At 47.7% G+C, this 21,635-nt stretch carries 21 protein-coding genes and 3 tRNA genes; 13 read left to right on the forward strand and 11 right to left on the reverse strand.

Annotated features, from left to right (window positions below; translation table 11 throughout):
• Positions 1-46: 46 nt before the first annotated feature.
• On the forward strand, positions 47-514 hold the full coding sequence (locus ACN084_RS02515) for a hypothetical protein (RefSeq protein WP_419105782.1): 468 nt from the start codon (positions 47-49) through the stop codon (positions 512-514).
• Here the strand turns inward: ACN084_RS02515 and pabB are convergent.
• Positions 426-1,859 carry an aminodeoxychorismate synthase component I gene (pabB, locus tag ACN084_RS02520; protein WP_419105783.1) on the reverse strand — a complete coding sequence of 478 codons (1,434 nt, stop codon included), beginning with the start codon at positions 1,857-1,859 and terminating at the stop codon, positions 426-428. The two genes, ACN084_RS02515 and pabB, sit on opposite strands and share 89 nt — an antisense overlap.
• A gap of 163 nt (positions 1,860-2,022) precedes the next feature.
• Positions 2,023-2,352 carry a rhodanese-like domain-containing protein gene (locus tag ACN084_RS02525; protein WP_419105784.1) on the reverse strand — a complete coding sequence of 110 codons (330 nt, stop codon included), beginning with the start codon at positions 2,350-2,352 and terminating at the stop codon, positions 2,023-2,025.
• A 248-nt stretch (positions 2,353-2,600) separates the two neighbouring features.
• On the opposite strand from ACN084_RS02525, the gene ACN084_RS02530 reads away from it, so the two are divergent.
• Positions 2,601-4,079, forward strand: coding sequence for a peptide MFS transporter (locus tag ACN084_RS02530; RefSeq protein WP_419105785.1), 1,479 nt, complete (start codon positions 2,601-2,603; stop codon positions 4,077-4,079).
• Between the two features lie 279 nt (positions 4,080-4,358).
• The gene (locus ACN084_RS02535; protein WP_419105786.1) at positions 4,359-5,717 is read left to right on the forward strand and encodes a uracil-xanthine permease family protein; all 1,359 of its coding nucleotides are present in this window, start codon (positions 4,359-4,361) and stop codon (positions 5,715-5,717) included.
• 307 nt (positions 5,718-6,024) lie between these two features.
• Here the strand turns inward: ACN084_RS02535 and ACN084_RS02540 are convergent, their stop codons facing one another.
• On the reverse strand, positions 6,025-6,846 hold the full coding sequence (locus ACN084_RS02540) for an HAD-IIB family hydrolase (RefSeq protein WP_419101145.1): 822 nt from the start codon (positions 6,844-6,846) through the stop codon (positions 6,025-6,027).
• Positions 6,843-7,376, reverse strand: a complete 534-nt coding sequence (locus tag ACN084_RS02545) for a YbhB/YbcL family Raf kinase inhibitor-like protein (protein ID WP_419101146.1) — start codon at positions 7,374-7,376, stop codon at positions 6,843-6,845. Before ACN084_RS02545 ends, ACN084_RS02540 begins: the two co-directional genes overlap by 4 nt.
• Before the next feature lie 432 nt (positions 7,377-7,808).
• Between ACN084_RS02545 and ACN084_RS02550 the strand changes: the two genes are divergently transcribed.
• Genes ACN084_RS02550 through ACN084_RS02565 form a run of 4 tightly spaced genes read left to right on the forward strand, consistent with a single transcriptional unit; the run spans position 7,809 to position 9,754 of the window.
• Positions 7,809-8,255: a hypothetical protein gene (locus tag ACN084_RS02550; protein WP_419105787.1), complete on the forward strand. Its 447-nt coding sequence runs from the start codon at positions 7,809-7,811 to the stop codon at positions 8,253-8,255.
• Between the two features lie 45 nt (positions 8,256-8,300).
• Positions 8,301-9,002, forward strand: coding sequence for a Crp/Fnr family transcriptional regulator (locus ACN084_RS02555; protein ID WP_419105788.1), 702 nt, complete (start codon positions 8,301-8,303; stop codon positions 9,000-9,002).
• A 5-nt stretch (positions 9,003-9,007) separates the two neighbouring features.
• The gene (locus ACN084_RS02560) at positions 9,008-9,406 is read left to right on the forward strand and encodes a hypothetical protein (RefSeq protein WP_419105789.1); all 399 of its coding nucleotides are present in this window, start codon (positions 9,008-9,010) and stop codon (positions 9,404-9,406) included.
• Between the two features lie 3 nt (positions 9,407-9,409).
• Positions 9,410-9,754 carry a DUF427 domain-containing protein gene (locus ACN084_RS02565; RefSeq protein ID WP_419105790.1) on the forward strand — a complete coding sequence of 115 codons (345 nt, stop codon included), beginning with the start codon at positions 9,410-9,412 and terminating at the stop codon, positions 9,752-9,754.
• A 151-nt stretch (positions 9,755-9,905) separates the two neighbouring features.
• On the opposite strand, the gene galK is transcribed toward ACN084_RS02565, so the two are convergent.
• From galK to ACN084_RS02580, 3 genes are read right to left on the reverse strand one after another with little or no spacing between them, the layout of a single operon-like run.
• Positions 9,906-11,192, reverse strand: coding sequence for a galactokinase (galK, locus tag ACN084_RS02570; protein WP_419105791.1), 1,287 nt, complete (start codon positions 11,190-11,192; stop codon positions 9,906-9,908).
• A complete protein-coding gene (gene galT / locus ACN084_RS02575; RefSeq protein ID WP_419105792.1) occupies positions 11,189-12,331 on the reverse strand; it encodes a galactose-1-phosphate uridylyltransferase in 1,143 nt (380 codons plus the stop codon). Before galT ends, galK begins: the two co-directional genes overlap by 4 nt.
• The gene (locus ACN084_RS02580) at positions 12,328-13,089 is read right to left on the reverse strand and encodes a DeoR/GlpR family DNA-binding transcription regulator (RefSeq protein ID WP_419105793.1); all 762 of its coding nucleotides are present in this window, start codon (positions 13,087-13,089) and stop codon (positions 12,328-12,330) included. The genes galT and ACN084_RS02580 overlap by 4 nt, the downstream gene beginning before the upstream one ends.
• Positions 13,090-13,359: 270 nt before the next feature.
• Between ACN084_RS02580 and ACN084_RS02585 the strand changes: the two genes are divergently transcribed.
• From ACN084_RS02585 to ACN084_RS02605, 5 genes are all read left to right on the forward strand, one after another.
• Positions 13,360-15,036, forward strand: coding sequence for a sodium:solute symporter family protein (locus ACN084_RS02585; RefSeq protein WP_419105794.1), 1,677 nt, complete (start codon positions 13,360-13,362; stop codon positions 15,034-15,036).
• A gap of 9 nt (positions 15,037-15,045) precedes the next feature.
• Positions 15,046-15,396: a hypothetical protein gene (locus tag ACN084_RS02590; protein WP_419101155.1), complete on the forward strand. Its 351-nt coding sequence runs from the start codon at positions 15,046-15,048 to the stop codon at positions 15,394-15,396.
• Positions 15,397-15,489: 93 nt separating this feature from the next.
• The gene (locus ACN084_RS02595) at positions 15,490-16,428 is read left to right on the forward strand and encodes an aldose 1-epimerase family protein (RefSeq protein ID WP_419105795.1); all 939 of its coding nucleotides are present in this window, start codon (positions 15,490-15,492) and stop codon (positions 16,426-16,428) included.
• 189 nt (positions 16,429-16,617) lie between these two features.
• Positions 16,618-18,063: a glyceraldehyde-3-phosphate dehydrogenase gene (locus tag ACN084_RS02600; RefSeq protein WP_419105796.1), complete on the forward strand. Its 1,446-nt coding sequence runs from the start codon at positions 16,618-16,620 to the stop codon at positions 18,061-18,063.
• 19 nt (positions 18,064-18,082) lie between these two features.
• The gene (locus ACN084_RS02605; RefSeq protein ID WP_419101158.1) at positions 18,083-18,886 is read left to right on the forward strand and encodes an exodeoxyribonuclease III; all 804 of its coding nucleotides are present in this window, start codon (positions 18,083-18,085) and stop codon (positions 18,884-18,886) included.
• Between the two features lie 161 nt (positions 18,887-19,047).
• On the opposite strand, the gene ACN084_RS02610 is transcribed toward ACN084_RS02605, so the two are convergent.
• From ACN084_RS02610 to ACN084_RS02620, 3 genes are all read right to left on the reverse strand, one after another.
• Positions 19,048-19,120 (reverse strand) — tRNA-Phe (locus ACN084_RS02610).
• Between the two features lie 63 nt (positions 19,121-19,183).
• A tRNA-Asp gene (locus ACN084_RS02615) sits at positions 19,184-19,257 on the reverse strand.
• 44 nt (positions 19,258-19,301) lie between these two features.
• Positions 19,302-19,374 (reverse strand) — tRNA-Glu (locus ACN084_RS02620).
• Positions 19,375-19,827: 453 nt separating this feature from the next.
• On the opposite strand from ACN084_RS02620, the gene ACN084_RS02625 reads away from it, so the two are divergent.
• Positions 19,828-20,346 carry a DM13 domain-containing protein gene (locus ACN084_RS02625; protein ID WP_419105797.1) on the forward strand — a complete coding sequence of 173 codons (519 nt, stop codon included), beginning with the start codon at positions 19,828-19,830 and terminating at the stop codon, positions 20,344-20,346.
• A 105-nt stretch (positions 20,347-20,451) separates the two neighbouring features.
• On the opposite strand, the gene ACN084_RS02630 is transcribed toward ACN084_RS02625, so the two are convergent.
• The gene (locus tag ACN084_RS02630) at positions 20,452-21,471 is read right to left on the reverse strand and encodes a universal stress protein (protein ID WP_419105798.1); all 1,020 of its coding nucleotides are present in this window, start codon (positions 21,469-21,471) and stop codon (positions 20,452-20,454) included.
• Positions 21,472-21,635: the final 164 nt, after the last annotated feature.

Consider the following 21,635-nt stretch of genomic DNA (forward strand, 5'->3'; position numbering starts at 1 on the left):
TAGTTAACACCTCTCTACTACATCAAGAACCGACTAGACTGAAAATATGATTATTTTTTCTTCTGACCCAACCGAAAAAACATCCCAAAAAATAACGCGCTACGTTCTTGGCGCCGGTCTGTGTTTCATGGGTGCGTTGCACTTCAAAAAAGATACGGTCGAAAAATTTGCGAGTATTGTTCCACCCATAGTTCCAGGCTCAGCTGAAAATATTGTGTACCTTTCTGGTGTAGCAGAACTCGCCATCGGAGGAGCACTCCTACTCGCACCACGAGCACGAAAAGTTTCTGGTCTAGCAGCCACAGCACTATTTGTGGCAGTTTTCCCTGCCAATATTTATCAATATCTTGAAGGGATTGATATTCCAGGTGTATTTGAGACAGATGCTCAACGACTACGTCGCCTACCATTGCAACTACCGCTGATTATGGCTTCCCTCTATGTGGCACGGCAGCGTTCAACTTCGTCAGCATCTCCTGATACTCAGCTTCAGGATGAGAGTCGTAGACGATAGCACCTCCTGCACTCACAGATATGGTGCCTTCAGCGTCGATGATGAGTGTGCGAATCACAATGGATAGCTCGGCAGAACCGTCTGCACTAAAAAATCCTAAAGCACCCGAATATACTCCGCGAGCGCGTTTTTCCAATGAGTCAATGATACTCATCGTAGATGCTTTAGGTGCTCCGGTCATTGAACCGCCAGGAAAACATGCGGCTGCTGCATCAACAGCAGTGATTCCCTCACGTAACTGTGAACGAATAGTGGACACAAGTTGATGTACCGTGGAGTAGCTTTCTACTCCCATCAGCACCGGAACATTAACCGTACCTGGTTGGCTTACTGTTGAGAGATCATTTCGCAGTAGGTCAACAATCATCAGGTTCTCAGCCCGTGTTTTTGGGTCGTCCCTGAGCCATTGTGCTCGTTGTTGGTCTTCTACGGGGTCGTGGCTGCGAGGAATGGTGCCTTTGATAGGTTTCGTTTCCACGATTCCGGTGTTTTTCACCTGAAGGTAGCGTTCTGGGGAAGAACTGAGCACATACCATCCTGCACAGTTGAAGAAAGCGGCGTAAGGGGCAGGGTTCTTTTCTCTTTGAGCGAGATAAATCCCTAGGGCTTCTTCTGCGCTCAACGGTTTTTCTGTGTGTATGTGTGTGGCGGTGGTGAGGCATACTTCGTAACTGTTGCCGTCATGTATCTGCTCTAGGCATGTTTCTACATGCTGGCAATAGTCCTGTTTTGAGGGCGTTGGAAAGTTCAACTGAGGTGCCGGAATTGGCTGGTATATCGTGAGGTTACGAAGCTGCCGCTCCATGTGATGGATCCATGTGCTATCTCCAACTAGCCAGCTCTTTGCTGTGCGATGCTCATAGATGAGGTAGTTCGTTGCAGGAAACCATAAAGCATCTGGTGTAGTACGGGGAGCATTTTTTGCATGTGGGGTATTAGCACCGATGTCTAAATCGAGGTGTGCTTCGTACCCAAAATATCCGACGTATCCGCCCAGTAGTAGAGGCTCTTCAGGAGAGAACATGGTGCCCGATATGGGGGTGGGTGTTGTCTCTAATTTTTGGTGGAGAACTTCCCAGATGTCACCATCAATGGTGCCGTTGGGTATTCCGTTTCCGTCGTAGAGGTGTACCTGTGGGGTTGGTGTTCCAGCGTGAACATAGTGCAATATCTGGGAGTCTTCAGGAACTACACCGATATAAGAATAATGAGACATGCTAGAGCTGGCTAAAGCGCTATCAAGCCAATAAGAATACCTGCTATCAGCAGTAATAACCGGATAGGCTTGGGCAGGTTCGATGGGGTAGCTCAGAGCTAAAATCTCTAGTTCCACAGGCTTATTCACCCAATATATGCTACCGGATGTACGGGACTGATAATTTTCTTCTATCCGGTAGATTCTTTTGCCATACAGACAGGAGGTGCTCTCACTAAAATACTTAGTGAGAGCACCTCTGGTTCTCGATGTTCTCTAAGACCTCATAAGAGGCGTGGAAAAGTACAGTATTTTAGAGAACTTGAGGAGTGTCTCCATTGTCAGAAACCATAGGTTTTTGAGCATCTGTCCACGCGCCCATTCCACCAAGAACGTTAATCGCATCAAAACCGTACTGGTTAAGATAGGCAGTTGCTTTCAAAGAACGTCCACCGGAACGACAGATAACATACACGTCAACGTCGGTAGGTACTTCTCCGTAACGTGCAGGTATTTCTCCCAGTGGGATATGTTGAGCGCCTTGAATATGGCCAGCTTCCCATTCGAAGTCTTCTCGAACGTCAAGAATTTTAGCGCCTTCAGGAATCTGTTCAACAGTTACTTGCGATAGCTCGTCATTCATGATTTTTTACTCCTAGAAATACGGACGTTAGATACAACTCTTCCATTAGATGAACGAACCAACAAGAGGATTTTTGAAGGAATGTTAAAAAGTTTCTCCTCATTTACGATGTGTTTCTTTCGATAAAGCATGTTTTACAAGGCAATATGCTAAGAATATGCAGATAAACCAGTTTTTGGACTAAGGTTTTACAAGAAACATCTCCTTCAAGATGTATCAGTACCCCAAAAAAAATTTAGTGAGTTGATATGAATTCTGCAGCAGCAGGAAGCCCTCCGGTATCGGATCCTCATAACCCTACCGGCAAAAAATTCTTTGGCCATCCCCGTATGCTGGCAAACCTCTTCTCTGTGGAGATGTGGGAACGTTTCTCGTTCTACGGTATGCAAGGCATCATGGTCTACTACCTCTATTATTCGGTAGCAGACGGCGGCCTCGGTCTTCCAGAAAGTTCAGCTACCGGCATCATCGGCGCTTATGGGTCGATGGTTTACCTCTTCGCTATCGTCGGAGGGTTCTTCGGTGACCGCGTATTTGGGCCAGAACGAACATTGTTCTATTCGGCACTTGCCATTATGGCAGGGCATATAGCTCTTGCCTTACTCCCCGGTGTTGCGGGAGTTATCATCGGCATGGTCCTTGTCGCAATCGGCTCTGGTGGCCTTAAAACTAACGCGTCAGTGCTCGTCGGATCACTCTACTCACGAACTGACCCGCGACGAGATGCTGGGTTCACCATCTTCTATATCGGTGTTAATATTGGTGCTCTCCTTGGTCCTCTATTGACTGGCTTTGCATGGAAGACTCTTGGATTCCACTTTGGTTTTGGTCTAGCTGCCATTGGTATGGCTTTTGGTCTCATTCAATATTCTTTGACACGTAAGAATCTTCCCGCTGAGGTTCACACCATTTCTGATCCTCTCCAAGGACACGAAAAACGCCGTTACAGCATTGCAGCTATCGCGGTGCTCAGTATCATTGCGCTTCTTCTTTCCTTGGGTGTTGTGACTGCGGATAATCTCTCTAGCTGGGTCATGGGCCTTATCCTCCTTGGCGCTTCTGCGTTGGCGTACCAGCTACTAACCTCACAGCAGACCACTGAGACAGAGCATTCACGAGTTATTGCGTTCTTGCCGCTATGGGTTGGTAACGCCGTATTTTGGGCACTTTACCAGCAGCAGTTCACCGTCATGGCAGTGTACTCTGATACTCGCCTTGACTGGAACATTCTTGGTTTTGAATTCCCTCCCAGCACTATTAACTCTATTAACCCTGTGTTCATCATCCTTTTCGGTACTGTTTTTAGCACCATGTGGACAAAACTCGGTGATCGTCAGCCTCCAACACCTATCAAGTTTGCGCTTGGCATTATTGGTGTAGGTATTGCGTTCCTGATTTTCCTTACACAGGCAGGTAACCCTTCTGTCAACGTTGGTTGGATTGTTCTTATCCTTTTTGTGTACTCCATCGCTGAATTGACCATTTCTCCGGTGGGTTTCTCGCTAGCGACAAAGCTTGCCCCTGAAGCTCATCGAAGCAATATGATGGCGTTCTACTTTACGTCAGTGTCCATGGGAACGGTGCTTTCTGGTTGGTTGGCACAGTTCTATTCTGAGGAGACTGAGGTAGCCTATTTCTCCATCCTCGGTGTTGGCACCATTATTATCGGCATTATCCTCTGGTTCTTCAATGGTTGGATTCTTCAGCGTATGAAAGGTATCCGCTAATGAGCTGAGACCTATAAGCGTTCAAGAATTATTATTTTGCCGGTGGGTGCACCATGATCATGGTGCACCCACCGGTTGTTTACGTGGTGTTTTGTGGTTTAAGAGATGTCGTTATATGGCTCTTAATCGTTGAGTTCGGCATATGTTGGTGGAGTGTTTTCACCTTGTATGTGTGCTCTGTCTATTGCTTTTCTTGGGTTCAGGTGGGGTTTCCTGTCATATTTTGACGTACAATAATCAGCGGTTCTTTTACATACTCACAATCAGCAGGAGCCTCTTATGAGCTCAAATACCTCACCTCGTTCCCCGTTCCGTTGGGAACTTCACGGTAACGGTAAACATATTTCCCCCGGAAACGTCGTTGCTCCGCACGAACGACTCACATGGGGACGCACCATCGGAATTGGCGCTCAACACGTTGTTGCCATGTTCGGTGCAACCTTCCTTGTGCCTCTGATTACCGGTTTTCCGCCGGCAACGACGCTTCTCTTCTCTGGATTAGGAACAATTCTCTTCCTCATCATTACCGCAGGACGAGTACCTTCCTACCTTGGATCTTCTTTTGCTTTTATTGCGCCTATCGGGGCTGCGATGAATCAGGCAGGACCAGCTGGTGCTCTTGGCGGCATTGTCATGGCAGGTATCTCACTTTTTATCGTGGGACTTATCGTTCAGGTGGCTGGCACCGCATGGCTCACAGCGTTAATGCCGCCGCTCGTTACGGGCGCTATTGTTGCTCTCATCGGTTTCAATCTTGCCCCTAGCGCAAAAGATAACTTCATGAAAGCACCTGTTACGGCTCTCGTCACTCTTAGTTCCATACTTCTCATTTCCGTTATCTTTAGAGGGATGACAGGACGTTTGTCCATCCTCTTGGGCGTTATGATTGGCTACCTGACTGCTGTCATTCGTGGAGAAGTAGACTTTAGCGTTATTCATAAGACGTGGGAGGAGCAAGGGCTGATTGGCCTTCCTCATTTCCAAGCGCCTGAGTTCCATTGGAACCTAGCAGGTTTGTTCATTCCAGTCATTCTTATTCTGGTCGCTGAGAATATTGGACATGTTAAGTCTGTTGCTCTGATGACTGGTGAAAATCTTGATTCTTATTCGGGGCGTGCCATCATGGCTGACGGTCTTGCAACAACAATTGCGGGTATGGGCGGTGGCTCTGGTACTACCACTTATGCAGAGAATATTGGTGTCATGGCAGCGACTAAGGTGTATTCGACTGCTGCTTACTGGTTTGCGGCTCTTTTTGCGATTGCGCTTTCCGTATTCCCTGTCTTTGGTGCGGCTGTAGCGTCTGTTCCTGCTGGTGTTCTTGGTGGCGCAGCGACTGTGCTTTACGGCATGATTGGTATGCTTGGTGTGCGTATTTGGGTAGAAAACCGTGTAGATTTCTCAAATCAAGTGAATTTGAGTGCGGCGTCTGTAGCTCTCATTATTGGCATTGCTGACTACACGTGGGATATTGGTAATCTTCAGTTCGCTGGTATTGCTTTAGGTACTGCGGCAACTCTTGTGGTGTACCATGCGATGGCGTTTATTGCGCGTTCCCGTGAAAGTGCCCCTGAACCGCTAAAACCGATGTCTTCAGATTCTTCTACCGACGATTCAGAACGCTCTGCAATTCTCTAGGCTGTTCTGCTTGCTACGAGGTTAGTATCTTTTAGATAAAAGGAAGAAGCCAGGCTCCCCAGCCTGGCTTCTTCCTTTTATCATCAACTCGAAAGTCGATAACATTATCACACACACATTTCGCTTCTCAGCAAGGGCTCTATCGAACCGTCTAATCAATAGTTAACACTGTTCACCTTTGGGAAGAATAGGTATAAAGTGAGAGAAACCTGAACATCTCATAACGATTCGATATCGAAATAATATTTATCCTAGTCAAGCTGATTATGCGAGGAAATATTTACTGCACAAAAGATAAAGAAAAGGGTTATTTTTCAGAATTATCACAGTACGCACTCAAAAACTCTTCGATAATTTGAGCTACACCATCTTCACTAAAAGCAGGACAGGTACGCCCTACCTGCTCAATCAGAGCAGCAGAGCCAGAAGCCATCGCATACCCCTCCCCTGCCCATAACAACATCTGCGCGTCATTCGGCATATCACCAAAAGCAACAACATCAGCAGCGGGAATACCACGTTCATACGCGAAACGTTCTAAGGTATGTCCTTTATGAACATCAGCACGAGCAATCTCAACAAGCGCCTGACCTTTCACACCCAGCGTCGCTCCTAAAGATTCCCCAATCACCGCTTGTACACGTTCTAACAACTCGTACGGATCCGCGTGTGGATGATGAATCAGATACTTCACTGCAGCATCTTCTTCGATAAACGCATCTGATAAATCACCAGAAATAATCGGAGCACCTTCTAAGACAGACGTTATTTCAAACTCACCCTGAACATAAATCTTCTCAAGCGTCTCAAGAGTAAACGTTGCTTCAGGAAAAGACTCTGTTAAACACTGATGGGCAGTGGCGATATCACGCATAGGAGTCAAAGAGGTTGAAACAATTTCACCCCGCCCCAGGTGATACACCACCGCACCATTAGAACAAATCGCATACGAATCATAAGCAAGTTGCTCATGCAAAGGGGTAAGCCAACGAATGGGACGGCCCGTCACAAAGACCACTTCAACGCCTGCCGATATAGCTGCCTCTAAAGCAGCTATAGTACGGGGGCGAAAGCGAAAGTCTTCTCCAAGTACGGTGCCGTCCAAATCGCTAGCAATTAACCGCATCATGAAGAGGGATGTTCCTCATAAGTCACTGTTAAGAAAGCACGAGCAATACCGTGGAAGAAAATGTTAAATTCCACGACGGCAGGGGCAGTATTCTCATCCACCTCAAGCTTTTCAACATCTAATGCGGTAACACAGAAAATGTAGCGGTGAGCACCATGTCCGGCAGGAGGAGCACAGCCAATAAAGGAGTCAGTGCCACCGTCATTACGATGTGCAAGCGCACCCTCTGGTAGCTTCTGTGCAGCACCGCGCTCTAAAGATGTCACCTGGGCAGGAATATTTGAAACACACCAGTGCCAAAAACCAGAAGGAGTTGGTGCGTCAGGGTCAAAACATGTCACCACAAAAGACTTTGCTTCTTCAGGGAAACCTTCCCACGATAGCTGTGGTGAAGTGTCAGTTCCTCCCTCAACACCAAAAAGAGCTGATGTGAGCCACTGCGGAGCTTTTTCTCCGTCACGAAGATCCTCAGATGTAAGCGTGAAAGAGGGTAGCTGTGGTAGCTGTGCATAGGGTTCGCGTTGAAGCATGGGGGTGCACTCCTATATGAGAGTAGTTTATATCTTTAGATTACCCTGATTCTGAACTGGCATAAACCTTTATCTCATGTTGCCAGAAAGTTGAAGAACAACAGCTTGTCTATTCATGACATAACCATAAAAAACAACAGTATTGCTCATAGTGAATCAGGGTAAGGGCGTTCTTGGACTAACACGTCAAGAACATAGGAATCATCATAGAAGCCAAAGATGAGATTTACCTTAGAAAAATTTTCTACTTTTAGGCTTTCACCTGCTAAAACACACTAAATAAAGGTGAAAAGTGTATTTTTCCAGCCGTCCTTTACCATGCGTTCTCAAAAAATTCAGAGGGTATTTGCCTTTCTGTAAACACCTTCACAGAACTTCTTTTCAATGCTTCATAGAGTATGACATACATTCTGTACACAGAAGAAAGAACATATGATGAACACTCAATCGTTTTCTAACACCACCAAGTCCACCATTCTAGCCACTACTATCGGCGGGTTAGCAGGAGGCGTTATTTTTGGCATGATGATGGCAATGATGGGGATGCTCCCCATGCTTGCTAGCATGATTGGCTCAGAATCAGCTTTTGTAGGCTTTGCAATGCACATGATGATTTCTGGTGTATTTGGTGCTCTTGCCGGCGCTATTATTCACTTCTCAGGTCAAGACCAATCACTTACTAACGTTTCCGGTGCACTCATTGCAGGTAGCCTTATCGGAGTACTGTTCTGGATTGTTGGACCTCTTCTAATGATGCCACTGATGATGGGAGCACCAGTCTTCACCATTACATCCGCTACCTTGCTCTCTTTGATGGGACACATCGTTTATGGTGTTGTTATGGGACTCACTGCTATGGTGGTTCTCCAACGCGCATAATATTTTCGGGTTCAGCACACCGACTGTCAGTAGCTTGGAGCAAATATGGATAGCGATTTTGCTTGTATTCGCGAATCAGATCTTTTCTCTCATTGTTCGCCCGAACAAATGAGTCATTTAGAATCACTTGCTCCTGCGCAGTTTTTTAGCCGTGGTGAACTGATTTTCTCTCGACAAGACCAGCAGCAAACGCTCTTTATCCTTAAAAAGGGAAGAATCCGTGTATTTCGCATTATCGATAGCGGTAAAACGTTAACCATCGCCATTTTGACCCCCGGAATGGTTTTTGGCGAGATGGCACTCATGGGACAGTCAATGCATGAAAACTATGCAGAAGCTCTCGAAGAATGTCAGGTATGCGCTTTAAAGGTCAGCCATATCGAAGAGCTCATGAAGACTGATCCACAGTTTACGGTGCAAGTCTCAAAAATTTTGGCTGAACGCGTTCAAGAGCTAGAGGAACGGCTCTCAGATAATCTGTTGAGGCCACTTCCAGCACGTATTGCACGGGTTCTTCTCAAAACATTAGAAAAAACCCTCATCACAGGAAAACCTATCGTTCGTCTAACTCATGAACAGATTGCAAATCTTGTAGGTGTGAGCCGTGAGATTACAAGTAAAACCTTGGCAGATTTTGCTACTCAGGGAATAGTGCGGCAAGGACGTGGAAAAGTCATTCTTACGGATATGCCAGCATTATATACGCAAGCATCTATTCACCCTTCAACCGATGATTTAAGGAAATAAACATAGTGACCGATCATTCAATTTCTTCTGCACAACTTATTGGTGTTTATGCCGCAGATGGAGGAATTAAAGGGGAGCTTTCGTATGTGTGGGGAAAGCTCCGTCATACGCGCTCTTGCGCGCTTTGCGATATTACACATGGTCTTAACCCGCTCGGTAAAAAAGAATGGAAAACAGCCTGTGCAACATTGTCAGTTCCTTTTAGCGCCGTACATTTGAACGAACGAGATGACCTGTTAAAAAAGATTATTCCTGATACACAGGCTCCTGCTATTGCATATATTCAAGACGGAACCGGCTTTATTTTGATTAATTCTGGAGAGCTTGAACAATGCCATAAGTCTGCTGAAGCGCTAGTATCCCTTATCTCTCAGAAGCTCATGAACATTGAAAGGCAGAACTAAAAGATGCGCCGTTATACGGTACGCGCAGTAGCATCTGGTCAAGAGATTGCTCGCACCTCAGATGCGCTGTTGATAGAGGGAAACTTTTATTTTCCCTCTCACGACGTTATTTCTGAGGCACTAGAGCCAGCACGATTGCGCACACTGTGTGTATGGAAAGGCATTGCTCGTTATCAGCATGTGATAGTCAACGGTGAACGCATCTCTCATGGTGCATGGGTTTATCCATTGCCATTGCCGTGGGCATGGTTTGTTAAAGGACGCGTAGCATTTGATGTCACTCAAGGAATTGACGTCGTTCAGGAGTCTACCCAGACAGACATCAACTCCAGAGAAAATAGAGGATGAGTTTGGTGGCTCTCGACGGGATACAGGCTTTCTAGCCTTTAGAGTTCCCCTTGAGTCGCATAAGCCACACAAACACACCCCCTAGTATGTAACGAGGAATCACAGACAACAATAGACATGTTCCTCGTTTGGAAAGATTCTAGCTACTTCATCATTTCACTCGAATTGCTGCAGCACCGGGCGTCGCCTCAACAAAAGCAGGAGCACCAAAACCGTGCTGTTCAAAAGCATTCACCACAGCCTCGGCGATATCCTCAATTTTCTGTTGAGGGACCAAAGCAAGCACTGAACCGCCAAAACCGCCGCCTACCATGCGAGCGCCTAAAGCACCGGCATGCTCAGCAGCTTCGACAGCGACATCTAGTTGAAGGACAGTCACTTCATAATCATCACGTAGTGAAGCATGAGAACAACTCAATAGCTCTCCTAGACGTTTCCAGCTCTCATCGGTCACAGAAGCAGAATATATATCAATACATTCTTGGACTCGCACCATCTCATGAACTACGTGACGTATGCGAGCTATGGCTTGTTCTGGGGTGGTGTCTTCAGGAAGTTCGACGTCGTTTAAGCTTTCTTCCCACCGTTGGACAACGGCTTCTGCGTCTGCGTAGCTCATATGCGTTGGCATAGCGTTACGCACGTTGTCTACGTTGAATGCCTCTGCTGCAAGCTCACAAATGGCGCGGCGGCGAGCGTATTGTCCGTCAGCTAGTTGGTGTGGCGCTTTTGTGTCAATCACGAGAAGCGCCAATCCGGCAGAAGCCACATCAACAGTGAGGGGTTTAGTGCTAAAATCACGGCAGTCGATGGTCAGCACAGAGCCTTCAAGCGCACGTAAGGAAATGGATTGGTCCATTCCGCCCGTTTGAGCGCCGGCAATATCGTTTTCTGCAGCGATACATATCTGTGCCAAGGTTGCGCGCCCCTCATCGGTTTGATGAAGCGGTACAGTTTCTTGCCTTTGAGCGGTGAGCTCGTCCAGAGCTAGCGCGACAGAACATTCCAACGCTGCAGAAGAGGACAGTCCGCCTCCCACGGGAACGGCTGACGTGATGGCGAGGTCTGCGCCCACAACGTCAATATCAGCAACTTTTTTCATTCCCCACGGAACACCAGCAACATAAGTAAACCAGCCGCTCAACGCACCTGGGGCAATATCTTTGAGAGCTATCTGCTCAACACCATCAGCTTGATCTGATACAGCTCGTAGCATGCCGTCTTGACGAGGTGATGCTGCAACGAGAGTGCGATGTGGCAACGCTAGGGGCATAACAGTTCCGCCGGCATAATCAACATGTTCACCAAGCAGATTTACGCGCCCAGGTGCAGCCCATACGCCAGCTGGTTCGTAGCCGTATTCTGCGATGAATGCGTTAACAACCGTGTGAATTTGGTCTTCTTGGGTGGGATTAGTAATCCATTGTGGAGTGCTCATGGGAGTTCAACTTCTTTCAGACGAGCAGCAATTTCTTCGGGTGTCCGGTCGTTAATCCACGCTGCCATTGCAGATTCAGAACCGGCAAGATATTTAAGTTTCTCGGGGGCACGTTTGAGGGAGAATACGTGCAAGAACATGCGGGAGATATGCTCTGCGCCCTCAGATGGAGCTTGATGCCATGCAGAGATATAGGGCAGTTCGATACCGTCAAAGTAGCGGTTAAGTCGTCCTAGTAGGTCTAAGTAGAGTTCACTTAGCTCATCAAGCTCTTCGGAGGTGAAACCCGTAAAGTTTTTGACTGCTTTATGAGGCATAATCATGAACTCCACAGGCCATTTAGCCGCAAACGGGACGTAAGCAGTAAAGTTTTCAGTTCGTCGAATGATGCGCCGCCCGTCTCGGACTTCGCTCAATAGCACATCGGCAAGAAGGTCTTTGCGGTTCTTTTGCGCATAAGCGTCTGTCTGTCTTTTAAGGGCTGTGGTATACGGGGTAAGGTACGAGTAACCGTAGATTTGCCCGTGCGGGTGGTGCAACGTTACACCAATTTCTTCACCATTATTCTCGAAGATAAAGACTTCACGCACAGAGTTTAAAGCGAGTAATTCTTTAGTGCGGTCTTTCCACGCTTCAAAGACGGTGCGTGCTCGTTGTTGGCTCAATGTTGCAAAAGAACCAACAGCATTAGAGGTGAAGCAGACAACTTCGCAGCGCCCAGCAGGAGTTGTCTCATAGTTGAGAGTACTATCATTGAGGACTTCGTAAGGCCCTTGCAGTGAAGGGAAGCGGTTTTCAAAAACGACGACATCGTATTCTGGTTCAGGAATTTCGCTGGGGACGCTTCCTTGTCCTGCAGGTGCTAATGGGTCTTCATCTGCTGGGGGGAGGAAGGTGCGGTTTTGTCGATGCGCTGCAATAGCTACGGGGTATCCGGTGAGAGGGTCGGTGCGTATGGATGCGGCGTCGTGTGGTGGTAAGGTTCGGGCTTCTAGCGGTCTCGGGTCGTGAATAGTACGCGTTTTTTCTCCGCTAACATATTCTGCGGAATCATCGTAGAAGATAATTTCTCGTCCGTCAGCGAGTGTTGCTGAGGTTTTGACGACGGTGGGTGTCAACGGTGTGCGTGTGGTTGTCATGATGCTAGAACTACCTCGTTTACAGTATTTTTCAAAATAGTGAGAGCCTCGTGAGGGATATCTGCGCCGGTAATGACGGTGTTAATTTTTTCCCAAGGGGCAAATTGGCTCAAGCCTCGAATATCCCATTTACTGTGGTCAAAAACTGCCACAACTTGTGAAGCGGAGGATATGAGAGCGCGGTTCGTTGCGGATTCAATCAGTGTGGGGCTCATAAGGCCTTGTTTGAGGTCTGCTGCGTAGGTACCGAGGAAGAGCACGTCCATGTGCAAGGTTCCTAGTGCGAGGTCGGCGATGGGTCCAACGAGCGCGTCTGAGGGGGTGCGTTGCCCTCCGGTGAGGATTACTTGAGCGTCAGATGGGGATTGGTGAAAAGTCTCATGGACGCGCAATGAGTTTGTAATGACGGTCAGTTCTGGAACTTTAAGGCAGTTCCTGGCGATGGTTGTGCACGTTGTTCCAGCAGAGAACCCGATAGTTTGTCCTGGGTGTACATATTGTAGGGCGCGCTGAGCAATCCGTTGTTTCTCTGGCTCATGCAGGAGCATTTTTGTAGCGAAGGTTGGTTCGCTACTGGCTCTAAATGAAGTTGCTCCACCGTGGACTTTAACAAGTAACCCTAGGTCTGCGAGTTCGTTGAGGTCTCGGCGGATAGTCATTGCAGAGACGTTAAGTAGGTCTACAAGTTCGCCGGTGAGAACAGTGCCGCGGGCTTCAATCTCACGCAGAATTTGGCTGTGCCGTTCTGAAGCAAGCATAATGTCTCCTGGTGTTGTGCCGTTGGCTGATGGATGTGGGGATATATTAGTTCCCATTGAACCATAAACAAACATTTTTGAACACAAGTTTTTTATCTAGAGCTAAAATATTCAGATAATTTCAGAAATATTGTTGGTTAACCCTTGCATTAAAAGCATTACAGGAGTTTACTTGTCATTAATTGGCAATGTTGCCTCACACCACATATAAACAAAAATAAACATTTCAACGTGGTCGTTGTTGTGTTTTCAAAACCCAGGAGCTCCACTATGTCTCTTGTAGCATCTGCTGATGGAGTGAGACTCGATCTACATTTTGTAGATTATCTAATGCTCATCATCTACTTCGTTACCGTCCTCGCCATCGGCATTATCGCCCGCCGAAGCGTCAAAACCTCCATGGACTTCTTCCTCTCTGGACGGTCCATGCCGGCATGGATTACAGGCCTAGCTTTCGTCTCTGCAAACCTTGGAGCCACCGAAATTCTCGGTATGGCAGCAAACGGCGCAGAAATCGGCATGTCCACCATGCACTACTATTTCATCGGCGCTATCCCCGCGATGGTATTCCTAGGCCTCGTCATGATGCCGTTCTACTACGGCTCAAAGGTACGAAGCGTCCCCGAATTTATGCTCCGACGCTTCGGACGACCAGCACACCTCGTCAATTCTTTAGCGTTCGCCATCTCCAACGTACTCATCGCAGGCATCAATCTCTACGCTATGGCTATCATCATTGAAGCAATGCTCGGATGGCCACAATGGGTTGCAATTATCGTCTCCGCGGTCTTCGTGCTTGTATATATCACCCTCGGTGGTCTATCTTCAGCAATCTACAACGAAGTCATGCAGTTCTTCGTCATCATTGCCGGGCTTGTGCCACTTACCGTTGTTGGCATGCACCGCGTAGGTGGTTGGAGCGGACTCAAAACCGCACTCATGAATACCGAGGGTATCAATAAACTCCATCTTTCTGCATGGCAAGGTACCGAGATTGGCAATGTTACCAACCCCATTGGTGCAAACTGGCTGGCAATTGTTCTTGGACTAGGATTCGTCCTTTCCTTCGGTTACTGGACCACCAATTTCACCGAAGTTCAGCGCGCATTCTCTGCAAAGAACATGTCTGCAGCACGACGCACCCCACTCATCGGCGCTTTCCCCAAACTCTTCATTCCCTTTATCGTAGTTATTCCAGGCATGATTGCCGCAGCAACCATCGGTAACCAGTTTGCAGACGGCACTCTCACTTATAACGACGCCATTCCAAAGCTCATCCAGATGTATCTACCTTCTGGTGTTCTTGGTGTTGCCGTCACCGGTTTGATGGCATCCTTCATGGCTGGTATGGCAGCGAACGTTTCATCCTTCAACACCGTATTTACTTATGACATCTGGCAGGAATACATCAAACCAAAGATGAGCGATTCCTACTACCTCTCTACAGGTCGGTGGGTTACCGTTGCTGGCGTTCTTATCGGAGTTTTCACCGCATTCCTCGCGGCTCAGTTCGGTAATATCATGACCTATATGCAGACCCTATTCTCATTCTTCAATGCACCACTATTTGCCGTATTTATTCTCGGCCTATTGTGGAAGAAGATGACTCCTCAAGCAGGTCTTTGGGGTTATGTCAGCGGTATCATCGCACCTGCACTGGTATGGATTTGGTACTTGAACGATCCAACCCTCTTCGAAACCGGCACTGCAGGAACCCTCTACATGGCTATTATTTCCTTCGTGACCGTGATGGTTGTTTCCGTTGCTGTATCGATGGTTACTACACCGAAGGCAGAAGAAGAGCTGACAGGATTGGTTTACGGTATTGGTACCATCGACCTCACCGGAGATTCTGTAGCGAGCGATACCGCATGGTACCGTTCCCCAGCACTCCTTGGAACCATTGCTCTTGTCCTCTGCGTTCTGCTCTATCTTCCCATTATCTAAGGAGTCACTATGAGCAACAAAAACCAACCAACAGCTGTAGTGCTTAGTTCCGAAGAGAAAGAGCAACTTGTTCGCTCTACCCGTCGTACTGACCTACGTAACATTATCGGCGCACTCTTCGTTGTTTATGGTGTTCTTGTAACAGCTACAGGGATTCTTGACCCGGTAGCAGACAAGGCACTGACCGGCGGTATCCCCATCAACCTATGGACTGGGTTGAGCATGTTCGTCGGCGGTATCCTTTTCTTCTTATGGGCGAGGCTCTCCCCCGTCCCCGCGGAGGATATTCTCGCCAATGTTGAATCTATTGGAGAAAAAATTGCTGAAGGTGAAGCAAGCACTTTAGCTGAAGAACACTAAAAATAATGCTGTGGCTCAATAGTATGAACTATTGAGCCACAGTGCTATTTTCTTGCAAGATTCTCACACAACCGTCTATCTACGGAGAAGTTTATGTCTACATCATTTTCTGGGACAACCTACACGTTAAACGCTGGTGGGTATAGCGCCACCATTGCCGAGGTGGGAGCTAACCTAGAATCCCTTATATCACCCCAAGGCAAACAGCTTATTCTTCCAACTTCTCCCAACGAATTACGCGCTGGAGCACGTGGCTCACACCTTGCACCGTGGCCCAACCGTATCGACGGCGGACGATACACTTTTTCCGAGGTCGAGCATCAACTACCGATATCTGAAGTGGAACGACATAATGCTATTCACGGGCTCGTGATGTGGCAACGATGGTCTTTTGAAGAGCCCGTCATAAACTCTCATCAGGCTCAGCTATCAGGCGCTCTTGAGCTTCCGCCATGCCCCGGGTACCCTTTCTTTCTGAAATACACCGTGACGTATACTCTCAACGATGAAGGACTTCAGGTAGAGTTTTCTGCGCAAAATGTGGGAGACGAGCCCGCACCCTATGCGTACGCTGCTCACCCTTATCTGAGTGCCGGTGGGGATGTTGACCAAACATCAGCCCTCAATCAGTGGGTGCTAGAGATTCCTGCAGAAAGTTACCTTGAAACAGATGAGCGCTTACTACCCGTAGCAGAACATTCTGTTGAAGGAACATCCTTAGATTTTCGTGCTGGTGCACTCTTAGGCAAGATGGAGCTAGACCATGCTTTTGGTTCGCTCTCTTACGCTGATAAGCGCGGCCATGTTCGTCTTTATGCTGATGTTCATCGTTCTTCTGGTGTGGAACTCACTTTTGATGAAAGTATTCGGTGGGTTCAGGTATACACCGATGGTTCAGAACGCCGCGCTTTAGCCGTCGAACCGATGACAGCACCTGCCAATGCGTTTAATAGCGGAACTCATCTTGTGGTTCTTTCTCCTGGTGAAGAGCATATTTCACGGTGGGGAATTCGTGCTTTTGATCAGGCATAGAAAATACACACCCTCCTTCTATTCCCTAATCGGTATATAAAGAAAAACTCTGTAAAATACGGAATTACCTTATTTCTGCAGGTAAGCTGTGAAACGTTAGATGGACGCAACGAGGCGTACATCTAACGTTTTGCAATCACATATGCTCGGAGAATACGAAGACGTATCCCCGCAAGGAAGAAGGAAGCCGTGGCGCTCTCTAGCACCCTAAAACACGCCGTATGGAACGACGCAGAATCAGCGGCAGAACAGATGATTCCGCTCATTGGAAAACTCAATCGAGAATACGGTGTAGTTATCAGTATTCATGGACGTTCCCTCGTCAACCAATCCGTCATTCAGATTCTGAAATTACACCGATTTGCTCGGCAAATCGACCATGAAGAGCTCGACCCCAATCGCTCTCTAGAAATTTTACAAACACTCGTCCAACTCCAATTAGCACCCTGCTCTATCGGATTAGCAGAACTATACCGACAATATGAGCGTTCTGGATCAACAGAGCTCGAAAAATGGTTACGCGAGGAACTATCCCCCGTTGTTGAAAAAGCAGGAACACAAACAGCAACCAACCAAGACGTTGTTCTCTACGGTTTTGGTCGCATCGGCCGTCTTCTAGCCCGCATACTACTTGAGCGAACAAGTGGTTCCGGGCTTAATTTACGTGCCGTTGTCGTCCGTAAAAATGGAGAGAACGATCTCTACAAAAGGGCCTCGCTCTTGCGACGAGACTCCGTACACGGAGCATTCGCAGGAACTATCCGCGTAGACGAGCAGAATTCCACCATCATTGCTAACGGGACGTCAATTCGTTTCATCTATTCCAACGACCCAGCAACCATAGACTACACAGAATACGGTATTCGTGACGCTATCATCGTTGATAACACTGGGCGTTGGCGCGATCACGAAGGGCTCAGCCAACATCTCAAGAGCAAAGGAGCCTCTCGAATATTGCTCACAGCCCCTGGCAAAGGAGATATTAAAAATATTGTTTGCGGTGTTAACGACTCTGTTATTACTTCCGAAGACACCGTTCTTTCAGCAGCATCGTGTACAACTAATGCCATCACTCCAGTACTGAAAGTTATGGACGAAAACTTTACGGTACTCTCTGGTCACGTTGAAACGGTTCATTCCTTCACCAATGATCAAAACCTTATTGATAACTTCCATCGTGGTGACCGGCGTGGGCGTTCTGCAGCGTTGAACATGGTTATTACTGAGACAGGTGCGGCAAAAGCTGTTTCTAAAGCACTTCCTCAGCTTGAGGGAAAGCTGACAGGTAGTGCCATTCGTGTTCCAACACCAGATGTATCACTAGCTATTTTGAATCTGCGTTTAGAAAAACAACCAGATTCTAAAGAGTCACTTAATGCTCTCTTACGTGAGGTATCTTTAACCTCGTCATTACGCCGTCAAATTGATTACACCGATTCACACGAGGTGGTTTCTACTGATTTTGTGGGGTCACGCACGGCGAGCATTGTCGACGGGTTAGCCACGCTGGTCACCGAGGATACAACGGTTTTGTATCTGTGGTATGACAATGAGTTTGGGTATTCTTGTCAGGTAATCCGAGTCGTAGAGAAGATGGCAGGTCTGCATATTCCAGCATTCCCGCCCGCACGATAGAGCATGTACCCTAGAGGGTATGAAGATTGCTACCTGGAACGTAAACTCTATTCGCGCACGAGCTGAACGCGTTGAAGAATGGCTAGACCGTTCTGACGTTGACGTGCTTGCTATTCAAGAGACAAAAGCTCAAGAGAAAAATTTCCCTTATGAAATTTTTGATTTTATGGGTTATGAAGTTGCTCATTTTGGGTTAAGTCAATGGAATGGTGTGGCCATTGCTTCACGCGTGGGATTAGAAGATGTTGAGCGGACCTTTGCAGGTCAGCCAAGTTTCGCTAAACCTGGTGACACTCCGGTTCAGGAGGCGCGTGCTATTGGTGCAACGTGCGCCGGCGTTCGCATTTGGAGCTTATATATTCCTAATGGGCGCGGACTTGAAGACCCTCATATGGCGTATAAGTTGGAATGGCTCAAAGAGCTACGTTCTAATGTTGATTCTTGGCTGAGCGCGGATGCTCAAGCACAGTTTGCGCTGGTAGGAGATTGGAACGTTGCTCCTTACGACCATGATGTGTGGGATATTGACTATTTCCGTGAGCATCAGATGACGCACGTTAGTGAGCCAGAGCGCGACGCGTTCTTTGCTTTTATGAACAAGAGCGGACTATCTGATGTCGTTCGTCCGTTCACGGAGGGCGAGTACACGTATTGGGATTATACGAAGCTACGCTTCCCGAAGAATGAGGGTATGCGTATTGATTTTCAGTTATATTCTCCAGCGTTGGCGCAGCGTGTAAAAAGTGCTCATATTGATCGCGAGGAGCGTAAAGGGAAGGGCGCTAGTGATCATACGCCTGTTGTTGTAGAGATTGCAGACTAGCTTCTAAACCTTGTGGCGGGAGAGCGCTTGGCTGAGAGCCTGTTTTGGTTCTGGTTAGGCGCTCTTTTAATTTTAATGACACCCATAAGGAATGTTTCTTGGTGAAGTGTGTTAAATAGAAAATCCACCTGCACGTTAGAAGCCCGTACAAGTGGATTTTGTGGCTCCGACCGGCGTCGATCCGGTGACCTTACGATTTTCAGTCGCACGCTCTACCAACTGAGCTACAGAGCCAGGCATATGCTGTAGATATGCCACAACCGCGATATTTCATCATAAAGAAATACGCGGTCGGAGCGACCCCGACGGGACTTGAACCCGCGACCTCCGGCGTGACAGGCCGGCGCGCTAACCAACTGCGCTACGGGGCCATAGCTGAAATTATCAACTAGGCTTTGTAGATGTAATCTACAAGTACCCCCAACGGGATTTGAACCCGTGTTACCGCCGTGAAAGGGCGGCGTCCTAGGCCGCTAGACGATGGGGGCCTGGACTGAACCAGCGGTTTTTACCCCGCCGTTCAAGACTCAATAAGCTTACGACAGTTTTGGGACGCATGCAAACTCAAAATGGACAAAAAACCATTTTTTCTTGTTAAAAACCGACCAATACGCGAGATAACAGCACAATAAAATCCATAAAAACCGCTAAAAATCAAGGAAGTTTCAGAAAATATACTTTCCTTATCAAGTAAAAAAATTTCTCAAAAAAGTTTTAAGAGACCGCAAAAAACCGCCACCAACGCCTAAAAACACCTCATCCACGATGCCATTACCTCAAAAACGCCAGCGCACAATATTCACCTTTGTTACCAACATTACTCCTGTTCACACAGAAACAGAACACTTTCACCCAAAACGCCCGACTCGGAATAAAAAGCACCCACATCATGCTATATAGATAAACCACACCATATACATCAAACAAGAACAAGGACATACATGAAGAACAAGAAAAATATTCTGCTTATCCTCTCCATTGCAGCACTCGTCGTATTAGGAATAGTCCTATCCCTCACCCAACCTTGGCGAGCCTTCACCAGCTCAACTATCGACGAAGCACTACCAGAATCAACACAACCAGTAACTAGTAACACCCAACAGCCAACAGCTCAAAGCACACCAACACCACAAACAGCCGCACAAGGAACATTCCACTCCCTCGACCACGACACAACAGGAACCGCAGCAATCATCACCCTCAACGATGGAACACACCTACTACGCCTCGAAGATCTTTCAACACTAGATGGCCCCGACCTCAAAGTCATCCTCACCGACCAAACAGGAGACTTCACCACCCTCACCGCAGAGGACTACACCAACCTCGGAGACCTTAAAGCAACCAATGGAAACCAGAACTACCCCATTCCCTCCAACGTAGACATCAACACCATTAAGAGTGTTGTCATCTGGTGCGAACGTTTCAGCTCCCCATTCGGCGCTGCGACACTCAACTAACAGTTATATGCTCAATACAACAGTGCCAGGTCAAGAACTCTCTTGACCCGCCACTGTCATATACGTACCGTCAAACTCAACTACCGTTGACGTAGAGCACTCACTCTACCCCCAGCTAATATCCGCCGAAGGTGCAGTCTCTAAACGCTCATCTTCCATCTCAGGAACAATCATCACCGGACGCTTAGCATGGTGCAAAACCCCATGAGATGTAGAACCAAGAATCATCCCCACCAAACCACCGCGGCCACGGGTACCAACAACCACCATTCCAGCGTCCTCACCAGCTTCTAAAAGCACCTGCACAGGAGAACCATCAACTAACTTAAACTCAATCTCTAAACGCGGGAAATAACGACGCAGCCACTGCGCAGCCTTCCGTTGCAATTGCGCAATCTCACGATACATCGCTTCAAAATCAACAGCAGCAGGAACCCAATTCAGAGCACCCGTATAAGGCGCCAAAGCATTTACCAACGTCAGCTTTACCCCACGACGCTGAGCCTCTTCGGCGGCTTTCAACATAGCAACACGCGCCTGGGCAGAACCATCTGAACCAACCACAATAGGCTTCTTCGCGTCAGCATCTAAACTAGTAGATTCAAGATTCTCGCTATAAGAAGCAGGCACCGCAACCAACGGGCAATGAGAATGAGCCGGAAGAGACACAGAGACCGTCCCTAAAAGTCGCCCTAAAAAGCTGCCGTGAGAACGAGAACCCACAACAACTAGTTCAGCACGCTTTGATAGCTCAACAAGAATAGCGGTAGCATCACCTGTCTCAACGGTGGCACGCAGCTCAACACCAGTCGTATCAACACGGGAGTACGCCTCATCAAGTATCTGAGCCACCCCTTCACGCAACGCCTGTTCATCAACGACCGAATACCCAGCCTCAAAACCAGTACCAGTAAAAATAGGCAAAGAATATGCCGTTACCAAACGCACCGGAGTGTTCCGACGTCGAGCCTCGTTCACTGCCCAACGCAAAGCGCCATAGGATTGCTCCGAACCATCAATACCAACAACAATTTCTCCCGAAAATTGTGTGACGTCACGGTTCTTTTCGCGGGATTCAACCGCCTGATGTCCAAAAGTTTTCTGAGCCGATTCTTGGGCAGTCATTATCGTTCTCCTTTTCATCAAGAGCCTTGAACGAAGCTAAGCGTCTTACCATTAGCTTTTCAAGAACCCACTTTAATCATAGGTGCCGACCATCACATGTGCCAGGGTTTCGGGCATTCCAACCTGAAGAGAAAACATTCATTCAACACCATCACAACATCACG

The organism is Rothia sp. P7208 (assembly GCF_048512915.1).
Lineage (GTDB): Bacteria > Actinomycetota > Actinomycetes > Actinomycetales > Micrococcaceae > Rothia.